Genomic DNA, 14470 nt, shown 5'->3' with positions numbered 1-14470 from the left:
GAGTGAGAATGCGGTCTTCTAGAAGAGAGAATTCTCGGGTCGAAAAAGTCCATCGTCCTCAAAATCGACCTCTATGGTCGGTCTTTTTTTCGCCTTATCGAGAGCGGCGAGCGACGGGGAGGGCATATCCGCGTGACGTGTCGGCTTTTTATGCATACCCAGATAGACTTCATTAGCATATTGCTGGTGGTTCATTTCTCGAAGCCGGTCGACGATCTCTGTTCGGGAAACAAGGTCGATAGTATACCGCACCCCTTGATCGGTGGTGTGAAACCCGTGCCCCAAACCACCACGAGTGTCTAGAAGGTCGTCCCATCCGTACGCTTCGACCGTCGCAATGTCGATATCACGATGAATTGCACGAAGGGCGACGATATCGGCGTCGCTGCAATCGTTGCTGTGTATCAGGTTACATACAGAAGTAAGTCCAATGTTTCGACTTTCTTGAATCTGATGACGATGGGTATCCAAGCGTCGCCCGGCGTCTCGAAGATCTGCATTCATTCCGGGGCGCACAAGTGTCTCAAAGACGTCAGACGGGGTGTATCGGAGATCGCCCTTCATGGTTGATGCTCGATCGAGCGCCCACCAATAGTGGAGGGCGCTGCTGAGATATGCCAGCAAGGCGCGATCATCAGACGCGAACACGGCAAGCATGTGTGAGAATACTCGACCGGTCGGCATCAATGCAGGCATGGCAGCCTTGCTTACCAGGGCCATCACGATACAAGAGTCTAGGCCGGTCAAAGCCTGCGTCAGGGCAGGCCTCTTTTCTCCGAATTGCCACCAATAATCCCGGTAAACCTTGCGGTTATTGGCATTACGCTCCGGCTTAACTTTCTCAAGGACTCGTTCGTACGCCAACGGATAACGTTGAGCACATTTTTCGCACCGGTCGCCGAAGTCAATAACCCAGCGATCGCTCGAATAGTCAGCACTATTGTTGATATCATAGCCGTTGAAATATGGAAAAAGGATATCCGAATATCGCGGTTCCTTGGCGATCCACGAAAGCGCTTCGGCTTCCGTCAGAATGAACCCCATGCCGAGAACGTAGGATCCGATAAACGAGGTTCGCCCGAATTCCTTCAGTGGCTCTGCCCAGCTGGAAATCCGCGACTTTGGTGCAAGTGATGACGAGATTCCGGAAAGTGTCGGAATGCCGGAAATATACCGGCCGGCATCTTTCGAAAGAATTGGTACGCTGGTCCATACTGCACAATATTCCAGCACTGCGGATTTTGATGGCCAAGGTGCGCTCTTAATGGCCTGTCGGATCTCTACGCCATCTGCAACCAGCTGATCGAGCCCAACCTCTCTGCTATCGCCTTGGGCGAGAGTATTGGTTGCAATAAGGCCAGTTTGACCTCTCTTGCTTAGCACCTGATGAGCTCGGAGTTCGAAATAGGCGACTAGGTCGGCGCTGCCGCGTTTTCCACGTCCGATTGACTTCACCAAATATTCACGGTAGGCGTCGCCCATTGCGCCTGTAAGCTTTTGGCCTCCGAGAAATGGGGGGTTACCGATTACGGCATCGAATCCGCCTTGTTCGAAAACCTCCGGAAATTCGAGTGGCCAGTGAACGGGGGCTCGACGGAAACTGCCCTCCGGGAGATCTTGGCCCAGCCATTCAATGGCTTGCTTCCGTGCTTCTCCGAGGGCTGAGAAACTTTCTAGCAGGTCTTCACCGGCGATGTCATTCGCGATGCTGGCGGCCTTTGTGTGTATCTGCGAACGCTGCACCTCGCTGACTCCAGTTGCAGCCAAGGCTGCACCCGCGACCAAGTCTGCCACCAATCCAAGCCGTGCCATATGTTGGTGAGCCAATTCGAGACGCCGTCGTTTCTCGTCCACTCGGGCGAGATCGTCTCCTTCTATTCCCGTGATAGCCCTCCGCTCTTTGGCTACTTCTGAGACTCGTGTCCGTGCTCCTTGCGTCCATTCGAACAGGTCACCTGCGTGTAGCGCACGCCCTTCTCTAACATGCATATGTACAGTTTCTAGCTGTTCCAACGAAAAGATCCCCAACAGCGAGTCCCCCGCTACCAGCCTGTCGTCGAGAAAGCTAAATGGGCGCTTCGGATCCATCGATACCAGCCACAGAGACAACTTCGCCATCTCGACCGCAAGCGGGTTGATATCCACACCGTATAGACAGTGTTCGATGATCTGACGGCGGGCGTGAATCAGCACTGGATCGGCTTCCGCATCGACCGCGGTTACCTCGTCCACTACGTCGCGGGTCGAATGGTACGAGACTGCTTCCGCTGAGCCCTCGCGCGCCCAAGCTTCGATGAGCCGGTCCGCCAAAAAGCGACAAGCAGCAACCAAAAATGCTGCTGAGCCCATAGCGATATCAGCGACCTTGAGGCTCAGAATTTGATCGGCGGTTTTCGGAACCCACTTTTCTTGGTGTTTCGTTTGGAGGGGCCCCGGTTCATAGACCAAGGGTTCAAGGGCGCCTTCGACGACCTCTTCTGCCAGGAAGCGCGGCGTATAGTGAGCGCCCGTGTTCTTACGCAGAGACGACTCGGCTACATAGAGTGCGCCTCCGGCCATGACTGTTGGGTATCCCCGCAAGTCAGCCCGAATGATGCCGTAGAACGGCATCAACCGGTCCGCCAGGTCGCGGTCGTGGCAGCTCGCGTAGAGGCGGCGTTCGGCGTCGATTACCTCGTCGTCGGGGAGAGGGCTGATGGCCTTCTCGATGGCACCGGCTGAGCCGATGCCGGGCTTTGGTTCCTTGAAGGTCTCGGCGATCTTTTTCGCCAAGCCCTTCAGGTCCGCCGCTGCCCCCGGCGCCGCCAACGAGCCGACGCCGAAGGGAGCTGCCAAGTGCTCCAACTCGGCCAGCTCGACCTCGTTTTCCTTGCCCAGCGGGCCAATCAGACCGACCATCGTGTCCTCGGCCCGTTGGGCGTCGTAGGAGAGCAGGCCCTCGTAGACGTAGCCGATCTGTTCGACGTCCAGCGTCCGGAACGTCAGTTTGCGGCGCTCGCCCGTCTTCTTTGACTTCTTCTTCTGCTCGGCCACCAACTGCCGTGCGGACTTGGCCTTTCGGTCGCCGCCGATCGTGACGTACTGGACCGACGCCAGCATGTGCAACACCGTGCGGTCGTCGATCGCCAGCAACGGGACGCGGCCGGCCGACTCCGTGCCCGGCTCGGCTTTGCCCTCCAGCCACCAGTAAGTCTGTGGGTCGAAGATCGAGCCGCCATACGCCGGGAGCCGTAGCTCCGGGTGGTTCACGCCGCCGTAGACCGCGTGGAACAGCGCGATCAGGCGGTGCCATGCCGCGTTGCTGTAGTCGAGGGAGCTCTCGCCCTCCGCGTCGGCGTGTGCCTCCAGCTCGGCGCCCAGGCGACCCGCGGAATAGGACTTCGCGTACACCTCGTTGTCCGCCGGCAACAGGCCACGCTCTTCCGCGACCAGCAGGAAGATGACGCGCATCATCACCGCGACCGCGCCCCGGTAGACCTCGGCCGCGGACACTCCCTGCGCGTGCAGGCCCGGCCGACCCTGTTCCATACCGCGCCGGTCGGCGCGATGGATCGCGTCCACCAGCAGCTCGACGGCCTGGCGGACCTGGACGCCGAGTGCGTCGGTGACCTCTTCCTGGTTGTCCAGGCTCCGCTTGAGCAGCGGGATCAGGGTTTCCTCGTCGGGCACCGCAAAGAAACGGTCGCGGCGCAGCATCGAGAGCCAGGCGCGGACCACGTTTCGGTCCGCGACCTGGTTCCAGTCGATCGCGTCGAGGACCACCGTCGTGGTGACACCGCCCACCGGCGCCCAGACCAGGCACCACCAGCGGCCGTCGGTGAGCACGCCGAGGTCCACGTGGTGGTGGCGCAACAGCTTGGCGAGCCGGTCGGCCGGCGTCGCCGCCCATGCGTCGGTCTTCAGGCGAGCCGTCGGCGGGGTCCCCGGCGGCAGCACCATGCCAAGAAGGGGGATGTGCTTGGCCGCCGCAATGGCGTCCGGCTCATCCTTCAACTCGCCGAATTCGATGCCCGGCGCCACCAGCGCGAAATCGGCTCGCAACTCCGTGTCGTGCTCGGGCACCGGCAGGGTGAACCGATCGAGAAGCGCATCGGTCGAAGGCGCGTCGGCATCGGCGCCCTCCGCAGCCGCACCCCGCAGCGCCAGCCGGTCGCCCCATTCCAGCAGGTCACCGAGGACGTACTCGACCCACTCCGCATGCCCGGCCACCTGATCGGCCTGCCACATGCCGTGCCGCCGCCGCAGCAGTTGGCGCTGCTCCTTGTCGAGCGAATCGAGCTGTGGCCAAGCCCCCAACAACACCGGCAAGGTCAGGAACGGCCCGGAGATCTCGGCCAGATTGAGCCAATCCAAATGCTGACTGCGCCCATCGGAGGCCTTGGCGATGGCCGCGGCCATGCCGAAATTGCGCCGGGGCCCTGCGGCGGCGGGGGACTGGCTCATCGGATGGCCTCCTTACGGGGGATGACAAAGACGACAGCGACGGGGAAGACGTGGTCACGAGGCTCGTGATAGCGGTCGGTGATCACTGCGGCTTCGCGAGCGCGTTCCCCCGGGCTCGCGTCGAGCCGCTGCTGCCAACGAGTCCGGTCGTCATGGTACTGACGCTGTTCGGCGGTCGTGATCTCGCGCGTGTGGAACAGGGCGAACTGTTCGCCCTCGGCCTCGCCCTCCTCGCGCAACTTCTTTCGTAGGTTCGTCTCGAATCGGTCGAAGGCGTGGTTCATCCGGGCCTCCTCCCGCTCCTGCCGTTGCGCGAGGGCCGTGACCAGGCTGTCTCGACGTTCCCTCGCGCGAGCTTGCAGCGAGTCGTACAACGGCTGCTGTACCCGGGGCCAGGCCTCCACCAAGGCGTTGCGCAGATGTTCGGCCACGGGCCGGCCCGTCGACGACAATGCCTTTTCCAACGTACGGCCCTGCTCGTTCACGCTTGCCCACCGGCGGAAGCGGCTGCCCGCCTTCGGGACCCACCCGCCCGCGTACAGGATCTCCTCGTGCAGCCTTATCCCGTCGCCGCCGACCAGGACGTAGCGTGCGTACGCACTGACGAGAGTCGTCTCCAGCGCCGGATCGTCGCTGACCACCGCACACACTCGACTCAGCCCGACGGCGTCGGAACTCCATACGGCCGCGCGAAGCAGGCGGGTGGACATCGCGACGAGTGGGTGATTGAGGTGAGCGAGTACCACGTCGTCGCGTCCCTCCGCCACGATCGCCGGGGTGAAGGTGATCGGACGCTGCTCGTCCGGCCGGAGCTTGTGTACCAACCCGCGCGAGGCGCGTTCCCACGAGCCGGTGAGCCGCGGGATCTCGAACAGCGCCCCGGTCGGGTCGACACTGTCGAGGTTGTCGTCCAGGCCGTCGAAGAGTGCGTCCGACAACACAGCCGGCCGCAACGGCTGCTGATTGTCCAGAGCCAACGCCGTGTCCACGACGCGCTTGATGTTGTCCGGGGTCAGCCTGAGCGCTTCCACCGTCCAGTCGTACTGGTCGGCGAGTCGCTTCACCTGCGCGGTGACGTTCTGTTCGGGGGCTACCGTCCCACCCGTTCTGCGTCCCGGGATCGCCTTCGGTGTGGCGTTCTCGATGTCCACGTTGTACAGCGGGTCGGTCATCCGGCGCTGGACGGCATCGGCCAGGACCGCGTTGACCGAGCCGAGGTCGGCCTCCATCTGCGTGACCTTCTTGGCCACCCGGGAGAGGAATTCGAGGTCGGCCTCGTAGGAGCCCGCCGCAGCCTGTTTCCACCCGGAGCCCACGAAGTGTCGGATCTCAGGGTTGTTGCGCTGACCCCAGCGGTCGATGCGGCCGATGCGTTGTTCGAGCTTGTTCGGGTTGAACGGGATGTCGTAATTGACCAGCCGCCAACAATACTTCTGAAGGTCGATGCCCTCGCTCGCCGCATCCGTCGCGATCAGAATGCGGACGACGCCTTCTCGCCGACTGGGCTCTGCCTGGAAGCCAAGTCGCACGTGTTCGCGCTCGTCGGCCGTGAGGCTGCCGTGCAGCAGTTCGATCCGGCCGCCGCCGGCGAGACCTTCCTGACGCAGCAGTTCGAGCAGCCACTTCTGTGTGTCGCGGTACTCGGTGAAGACGACGATGCGCTCGTTGGTCCAATGCGCGCCCGGATGGCAGATCGCCTTGATATACGACAGCAGTTTTCGAGCCTTGGAATCGGCCGTGGCCTCGTGGGTGAGGGCCCAGCGCTCCATGTCCTGAAGTACGCCCACCTCGTCGTCGCTCGTGGCGGGGGTGAGACGGGTGCTCATCCCGAGAGCCGTCTCCTCTTCACGGGCAAGCTCCTCGTCGTCCAAGTCGGCGACGAAGTCGGAGAACTCGTCCAACCAGTCCGGTACGTCGGTCGCGGCGACCCGGGGCTTTCGAGCGTGGCCCGCCTCCTCCAGACCGTCCAGGTAGACCCGCAGAGTCCGGGCGAAAGCGGCGGGGGAGGAGAACAGGCGCTTTTTGAGCAGCAGGGTCACCAGGTCGGCCGCGCGACGCCCACCCCGCGCCTGGGGGGCCATCTTGGCGCGGCGCATCTGTGCGAAGCGGCCGAGAAGGGCGTGGATCTCGCGCTCGCGGTCGGTGTACTCGACCTCCATCTCGAAGGTCCGGCGTTTCGGGAAGCGCTCACTCTCGTCCCGGTTGCGGATCGCCGACTTCAGTCGTCGGACGACCGTTTCCTTGAGCGCTTCCTTGTCGGGTTCCATACCGCGGGTAAAGCGCTGGTCGTCGATGAGTTCGAGCAGCGCGGTATAGGACTCGGAATAGCCGTTGTGCGGGGTCGCGGAGAGGAACAGCCGGTGCTCGAAGTGCGGGACCATGCGACGGATCAGCCTGGTCTGCTGGGAGTCGACCGCGTACACCTGCTTGGGGGCGGCCGGCGCGACGTGGTGCGCCTCGTCCAGGATGAGCAGGTCGAAGAAGCGACGGCGTTCGCCGTCCTCGTGCGCACCCGCACCGGCCGGAATGACCTCGTCGAGCAGGCGCTGGGCTTTCGCCCCGCGCAGCCACGGCAGGGACACGATCGTGTGCGGGTACACCCGGAACGGGTTCGCCGCGGTGCCGTGCGTCCGGCGCAGCTCGGCGCAGCGGGCCGAGTCGACGATCGTGAAGTCGAGGCCGAATTTCTCCGCGAACTCGTCGCGCCACTTGAGGGTCAAGCCGGCCGGGCTGACCACCATGATGCGGCGGACCCGGCCGCGGAGCAGCAGTTCCTGGGCGACCAGGCCGGCCTCGATGGTCTTGCCCAGGCCGACGTCGTCGGCAAGCAGGAGGTTCACCCGGGGGGCGTTGACGGCGCGGTCCACCGGTTCCAGTTGGTAAGGCTCGACGGCGACGCCCGAGCGGAACGGGGACTGGAGGGTACGGACGTCGGCGGAGGTGACGGCCGACCAGCGGATCGCGTCCAGGAACGCGGCGACGCGCTCGGCGGGATCGAAGCGGCCGGTGCTCGCGTCGGGCAGCGAACCGGCCGGCAGTACGCGGCGGCCCGGTTCGATTTCCCAGATGACGCTCAAGGTGTCGCCATAGCGGCCGTCGGCCACGGATTGCAGCTGAACCATGGTGCCGAAGTAGTCGTCTGACTCGGCCGCTTCGGACTCGGCTGCTTCAGGGTCGGCTGCTTCCGGCCCCGGGGATTCCTGGACGCCGGAGACCACCCAATGCTGTCCGCGGACCTCGACCAGTTGGCCTTCCGCCGGCAACGCCTCCGCGTCGGCGGTCGCACCGCTGCGCCGTGCCGTTCGCACCCTTGCCACGTTTTCGTCCTCCGGTGATCCGCACGGGCGTTGTATCCCACCTGCCGTCGGCCGCACGAGCGGTTCCGCAGCAACCGGCCGGGTAGGGAGACGATATCAGCCGCTCATATCGTTTACATAGTTCACATAGAATCGGCGGATGACTTTTCAGTTGGGCGACAGTCGCTCCAGGCGGACCAGGAGCCTGGCCACGAGTTCGTGCGCGGGATCACCCGATGCAAGCGCCGCGTGCTGATCATCACGTAGGGTAGCCAGCTGTTGCCGGGCGAGCGCCACCGAGCCGGCGCCCGCGTGCAGGACGGCGATCTCGTAGCGAGTGCTCAACGTGTCCTGTGCCGCCGGACCGAAGGCCCGGCGCTGGAGCGGCAGCAGCTCCTCGTAAGCCACCAGGGCCTCGGTGGTTCGACCCGACTCGCGAAGGCATCGGGCGATACCCAGGCGACACGCGAGCGCCTGCGAGTCGGTGGCCGGCCGTACGGCAGCCAGCTCGGCGCCGAGCCGTGTGTAGCCCTCCAGCGCCGGCCGCAGCTGCCCGGCCGCCCGGTGGTACCCGAGGAGGGTCAGTCGATCTGCGACGTAGGTCGGGTCGACCGGATCGAGGCCTTCACCGCGTTCGAGCAGCAACTCGCCCAACAACTCGGCAGCCTGGGTGAAACGGCCGTTGCTCGCGAGTTCATCGATCCGGGCTCGGCGGGGGTCGGCCCCCGACCCCGCCCCCGACCCGGCCCCCGGCTCGGCCGTTGCGGGCGCTGCCGCGATGACATCAGCGGGTGGCGCGACGTGTGGCTGCTCCGGCTCCGCCGCCACGACCCGATGGCGGGCCGCGAATTTCCGCGTGTACGGCATGGTCGGGTTGTACTCGTCGGGTGCGGGGGCGGACTCGACCGCTACGCCCGGGTGGGCCTCCGGCCAATCGATCCAGGCCGCTACGAGTGCGCTGACCTCTTCGGCGCTCTCGGGACGATCCGCCGGAAGTTTGGCCAAGAGTCGCATGACCAGGTCGGCGAGTTCGGACGGCAGATGCGGGCAGCGCTCGGACAACGGCTGCGGTTTCTCCTTGGCATGTAGGTACAGCAGTCCCATCGGCGTCTCCGACGTGAACGGCGGTACTCCGGCGAGGAGTTCGTACAGGACGCAGCCGAGGGCGTACAAGTCGCTGCGGGGGCTCGCCTGTTGGGAGATGACCTGCTCGGGCGCCACGAAGCCGGGAGTGCCTGTCACCACGCCCGTCCCGGTGAGCGCGGGCCCGGGTTCGGGTTCGAGCGCTGCCGCGATGCCGAAGTCGAGCACCTTGATGCTGCCGGTCGGGGTGAGCATCAGGTTGGCGGGCTTGAGGTCACGGTGGATCACGCCGAGCCCGTGGGCGTAGGTCAACACCTCACAGATCTGGGCGGCGGCGGAGGCGGCCCAACTCACCGGGAAGCGGCCGTGCTTCTTGAGGACCTTGGCCAGGGTGCGACCCGGCACGTACTGCATCACCACGAACATCCGGCTCTCGCCGTCGATCCCGACGTCGTACACCGTCGGAACGCCCGGGTGTTCGAGACGCGCGGTCGTACGTGCCTCGCGCCGAAATCGTGCCTGAGCGGTGGGCAGGGAACGGGCCGTCGCCGGGGAGGACATGAACTTGACGGCGACCTTGCGGTCCAAGTGCTTGTCGAAGGCGAGCCAGACCTCCCCCATGCCACCTTTGCCGAGTTGGTTGGTCAGCTCGTACTGTTCATGCGCTTTTGCCACGCTGTCACCCCGCCCTTACGGTCCGTTCTCGCGCCTGATCCTCGCATCGATGCATGGATCGGCGATCGGCGTGGCCTCGCGAGCGAGCGATCAACCAGGCAGCGGGGCAAAAGGGAACAGGAACGGGCGGCAGGGGTCTTCCGAGGCTGCGATACCGGAGGCGGCGCCCCCCACGCGAGGGGAGGGCACGTACTCGGCCAACGCGGCATGCACAGCCGCGGCCGAATCCGGACGTCCGCCGGGTTCTTTGGCCAGGAGCGCGAGGACCAAATCCTGAAGTCGCGGCGGCACCTCGATGCCGCAGTCGGCGAGGGTCGGCGGTTCCCGGAGCAAGTGCTGCCCCGCGAGCAGGGGCAGCGGTTCGGGCGCGAAGGGCGCGGACCCGGTCAGCAGGTGATGCAGCAGGCAGCCGACCGCGTACAGGTCGCTTCGTCCGTCGAGGGCGTCGTCGCCGCGGATGAGTTCCGGTGACGCGTACAGCACGTTGCCGACGTTCTCGCCGGTCACGGTGAGTCGGGTGGCCTGCTCGGCGAGCAGCTTGACGAGCCCGAAGTCGAGGATCTTGACCAATCCGGCCCGGTCGACCATGAGATTCGCGAGCTTGAGATCCCGGTGGACGAGTTGCTGTTTGTGCGCCTCGGCCAAGCCGGCGCATACCTGGCTGGCCACTGCCGCGGCGGCGGCCACGGTGAAGGGTCCGCGTTCCGACAAGAGACAGTCGACGGTCGCCCCCTCGATCAACTGCATGACCAACCAGCAGATCCCGTCTGCGGTTGCGCCGGCATCGTGCACGCCGGCGATGTTCGGGTGATTCAGCAGGGCCGCCGTCGCCGCCTCGCGGCGAAAGCGCGCGAGCAGCCGCGAACCGTCGTCGCCGGACTCGGACGTGTGCACCACCTTGATCGCGATCGGGCGTCCCAGGTGTTGGTCGGTGCCCTGCCAGACCATGCCCATGGATCCGCGTGCGAGGGGTTGGTCGAGGCGGTATCGATGCTGGAGAAGATCTTTGGCCTTGAGCATCCTTCGGCCCACCCCGATCGTTATTCCATGCAGTAATGGTGTGACTTTAAGTGAGTGTTCGATGCGACCGCAATACCCCAATCCCCCGTGAACTGAGTCAAGTGACATACTGGTGTGGATCTTGTTCGACTAGTACTGTGGCCGCCGCCGGAGGGTCTGACATCCCTTCGTTCGGGCCATTCGAGACCTGACGCCGGGAGTACCTCATGCCCGACCCCGCCGATTCGTCGGTCACCGTGACACTCGCGGAGATCGCGCGCATTGCGGGCGTCACCCGCGCGGCCGTAAGCAACTGGCGTCGTCGACACCCGAACTTCCCCGCACCGACCGGGGGCACGGACATAAGTCCGCTCTTCTCGCTCGACGACGTGCAGGATTGGTTGAGAGCCCAAGGAAAACTCCGCGAGGAAGCGCGTGACCTGGACTGGCTGTGGCCCCAGTTCGAGGCGCTGGGTGACCGGGACGTCATGGGGGCGGCCATTGCCGCTGTCGGCACGTCTTCCCTTCCCGAGGGCGATGTGGATCGGGGCACGTCCGCCGTACCGCTGCCCGAAGGCGCGCGGCGGTTGGTACGGCAGGCGCTGCAACTGGCGGAGGACGAAGGACGCGCCGAGACGTTCCGCTTCCTCTTGGATCGGTGGCTGCGGGCGCATGTGCGGCAGATCGTCACGACCCCGGCGCCCCTCGCGGACCTGATGGCCGAGATCGCGGAGGCCGACGTTCGTGCGCGCGCCGAGAGTGAGGGGCAAGGCCCTCCGACAGGAGCAACCCGGACCGTGCTGGACCCGGCCTGCGGCACCGGCAGTCTGCTGTTGGCCGCCGCACAACGGGAGAGCCATGGTGGGCGGCTGCGATTGCTCGGTCAGGACAACGATCCGGTGCTCGCCGCGCTCGCGGCGGCGCGAGTGGCGCCGGCCGCGACGCTCGACGGTGGTGTGCCGAGTGTGGATGTCCGGGTCGGTGACACGCTGCGCGATGATCGTTGGGCGGGCGCTGCCGTCGATGTGGTGCTGAGCAACCCTCCGTCGAACGAGCGGGACTGGGGCCACGAGGAACTGGCCACCGACCCACGCTGGACCTACGGTCATCCGCCCCGCACCGAACCGGAGTTGGCCTGGGTTCAGCACGCGCTGGCGCATCTCGTCCCGGGTGGGACGGCGGTGCTGCTGCTTCCTCCCGGGGTGGCCTCCCGTCGGGCGGGCCGCCGGGTCAGGGCCGCGTTGCTGCGCGCCGGGGCGTTGCGCGCGGTCGTGTCGTTGCCGCCCGGCGCCGCGCCGCCGCACGGTGTCTCGCTGCATCTGTGGGTACTGCGCAAACCGGTGGATGACGGTCGGATGGCGCCGGAGGCCGCCACCTTGACGCTCGTCGACACCACACAGGTGCGCATCGAGCATTCGGGCGGTGGCAAGGCCGGCATGGATTGGGCGGCCCTGCGCGAGGTCGTGCTGGCCGGGATGGCGTCCGCCGGTGGCCGAGGGAACGAGAGCGACGCGCCGATCGGCACCAGGACCGTGCCGATCATCGATCTGCTCGACGAACAGGTCGATCTCACCCCCGCGCGGCACGTCCCGGCCGCAGCCGCGGTGGTGGGACTGCGGCTGCGCCGGTCGTGGAGTCGATTCGGTTCGCTGCTGCACGAGCTCCAGGACCTTACCTCGGTGCTGGCCCGGCTCGAATTGGACTTCGAGCGAGGGTCTGCCCAGACCACCACGATCGACGAACTCGTGCGGGCCTCGGCGGTGCAGTTGCGGGCCGGTCAGGCACCGGCCGAGGGCAGCATCCGAGGCGGCGGCGTCGTGGCGGGTGGCGTACCGGTGCTCACGGCCCAGGATGTGCTGCAGCGCGGGAAATCGACCGGATGGTTGCCGATCGGCGAGGTGTCGGCAGCGGCCGAGAAGCTGACGGTGACGGCGCCGGACGAGGTGATTGTCGTGGGTGTCGCTCGCGCCTTCGACGCGTGGGTGGACACGAACGCTCCGACCGTGTTGGGGCCGCAACTGTTCGCTCTGCGTACCGATCCGTCGGTACTCGATCCATGGTTCGTGGCCGGTTGTCTGCGGGCGCCGGCGAACGGGCGGCAAGCGGGATCCCATGCCTCGACGGCGTCGCGGATCAACGTCCGCCGGTTGCACGTGCTTCGTCTCCCGCTCGACGAGCAGCGTCGATACGGTGATGCGTTTCGGCGACTCGCGACGTTCGAGCGGACACTCGCCGAGGTCGACGGCCTCGGCCGTGAGCTGGTCGGCGGCTTGAGCGACGGGTTGTCGGCGGGCGGGCTGCCGCGCGCGTGACCGTGGCCCCGCGGCAGCCCGCCCGGGTCGGCTACTCGGTGAGAGCATCCTCGCGGGACGCGTCGTCATCGTCGAGCGGCACGAGCGTGAGCAGTTCGTCGACCTCGCTCGCACAGCCCAGGTCGCGGAGTTCGCGGAAATGGTGTCCGAGCGCGTGTACTCGGCGCCGCAACTCCACCGACGCCGGCTGTGGTAGCGCCGCGGTGTCGTGCACGATGTGGGTCCACTGCTCGAAGGATTCCGTCACTTTGCCGAACATCGGCAGGCAATCGGCGGCGCCTACCCGGGCGCGTAGCGCGATGTCCCGTCCGAAGGGTGACGGGTCTCGACCGAATTCGGCGATCAGCTGCGCGTACCAGGCCGGGGCTCGCCGATGGTCACCTTCCACCAGGGATCCGTCGGCCGCGACCAGCTGTGCTCGGGCCACGATCGGCTCGCGCAGACCCCAGTCCTGGCGGGCGTCGGGGAGAATCTCGATCACCCGGCGGGTACTCGGCCCCGGCTCCTCGACCACGAGCTCCTTTTCGGCGGCGACCACGATTGCTTCGACCTCTCGCCGGCTGAGCCACGTCGTGCGCCGGTGTGCCGGCGCGCGGCCACTTGCTCCGGCCCGTGGGCGAGCTGCGGCTTCGAGCCGGCGATTTGGTTCCCGGTAACGCAACGTGGGATCGGGAACGAGACCGGGATTGGGCGCGAGAGCGCCTGCCCTGGGCAGAAAGCCGCGCAGCACAGCCAGCACGGGACCGGCGTCGGCCGGCCGATCGTTCGGATCCTTGGCAAGCAAATGCATGGCCAGCGAAGCGAGTTCGGTCGGTACGGACGCGGGCAGCGGTCGGGGCTCCGCGGTCAAGTACTCCTGAACGATGCTCAGTCCTCCCTGTACGTGAGCGAACGGTTTGTCGCCGTGGAGGAGTTCGTAGAGCAGGCAGCCGAACCCGTACCAGTCGGTCCGGGGCGTGATCAGCCCGTTGAGGATCTGCTCAGGTGCCATGTAGCCGAGACTGCCCGGAGTCGTTCCGTGCGTGGTGTAGCGGGTCGCACCGGGGCGCAGCGGGAGCGCGATGCCGAAGTCGACCAGAAAGACCCAGCCGTCCGGGCCGATGATGATGTTCTCCGGCTTCACGTCGCGGTGCACGACAGGAATCGTGTGAGCACAGTCAAGTGCTTCACCGACCCCGACCGCGATCGCGACAGCGGCGATCACGGGCAGCGGGCGGCGCCGGTTCAGCAGGTCGCGCAGCGAGCTTCCTTCGACGAAGCGCATGACCAGGTACGGACGGCCTTGATGCTCGCCCTGGTCGTAGAACTCGGGGATGCCGGGGAAGTCGAGTTCCCTGAGTAGTTTTCCTTCGCGGCGGAACCGGTTGCGAAGCTGGGTGGCCCCCGTATGTGGATGGTCCGGGTCGATCCAGGTTCCGATCAGATCGTCGACCGGTCGGAGCATCTTGACCGCGACCTTGCGATTCTCGCGCAGGTCGTAGGCCGCGTAGAGCGTGGCGACGCCCCCCAACCCGTGGACCACGTCAAGGCGGTATCGACCGCCCAGTACTTCACCAGCGTTCATGTTCGCCTTCTTCATGGCTGTTCACAGTCGGTATCGGCAGATCGGACGACCGGTTTTCGGCGGACTCCCACTCTAAACCGATACGCACATGCCCAATG

The 14470-nt window shown here is 65.7% G+C and carries 6 protein-coding genes; 1 reads left to right on the top strand and 5 read right to left on the bottom strand.

The window, feature by feature from the left end; genetic code table 11:
- Positions 1-18: 18 nt before the first annotated feature.
- From GT354_RS44940 to GT354_RS44925, 4 genes are all read right to left on the bottom strand, one after another.
- The gene (locus tag GT354_RS44940) at positions 19-4443 is read right to left on the bottom strand and encodes a DNA methyltransferase (protein WP_161363087.1); all 4425 of its coding nucleotides are present in this window, start codon (positions 4441-4443) and stop codon (positions 19-21) included.
- Positions 4440-7760: a DISARM system SNF2-like helicase DrmD gene (gene drmD / locus GT354_RS44935; protein ID WP_161363085.1), complete on the bottom strand. Its 3321-nt coding sequence runs from the start codon at positions 7758-7760 to the stop codon at positions 4440-4442. The genes GT354_RS44940 and drmD overlap by 4 nt, the downstream gene beginning before the upstream one ends.
- A 147-nt stretch (positions 7761-7907) precedes the next feature.
- Positions 7908-9497, bottom strand: coding sequence for a serine/threonine-protein kinase (locus GT354_RS44930; RefSeq protein ID WP_161363083.1), 1590 nt, complete (start codon positions 9495-9497; stop codon positions 7908-7910).
- A gap of 90 nt (positions 9498-9587) precedes the next feature.
- Positions 9588-10517, bottom strand: a complete 930-nt coding sequence (locus GT354_RS44925) for a serine/threonine-protein kinase (RefSeq protein ID WP_161363081.1) — start codon at positions 10515-10517, stop codon at positions 9588-9590.
- Positions 10518-10723: 206 nt separating this feature from the next.
- Here GT354_RS44925 and GT354_RS44920 point away from each other — a divergent pair, with 206 nt between their 5' ends.
- Complete coding sequence (locus GT354_RS44920; RefSeq protein ID WP_161363079.1) at positions 10724-12808, top strand: N-6 DNA methylase; 2085 nt, start codon at positions 10724-10726, stop codon at positions 12806-12808.
- 31 nt (positions 12809-12839) lie between these two features.
- Here GT354_RS44920 and GT354_RS44915 read toward each other — a convergent pair whose 3' ends face one another.
- Positions 12840-14372, bottom strand: coding sequence for a serine/threonine-protein kinase (locus tag GT354_RS44915; RefSeq protein ID WP_161363076.1), 1533 nt, complete (start codon positions 14370-14372; stop codon positions 12840-12842).
- Between the last annotated feature and the right edge of the window lie 98 nt (positions 14373-14470).

The organism is Streptomyces sp. SID3343 (assembly GCF_009865215.1).
Classification (GTDB): domain Bacteria; phylum Actinomycetota; class Actinomycetes; order Streptomycetales; family Streptomycetaceae; genus Embleya.
Note: the sequence above shows the minus strand (reverse complement) of the source record. Positions and strands in the feature narration are given on the sequence as shown.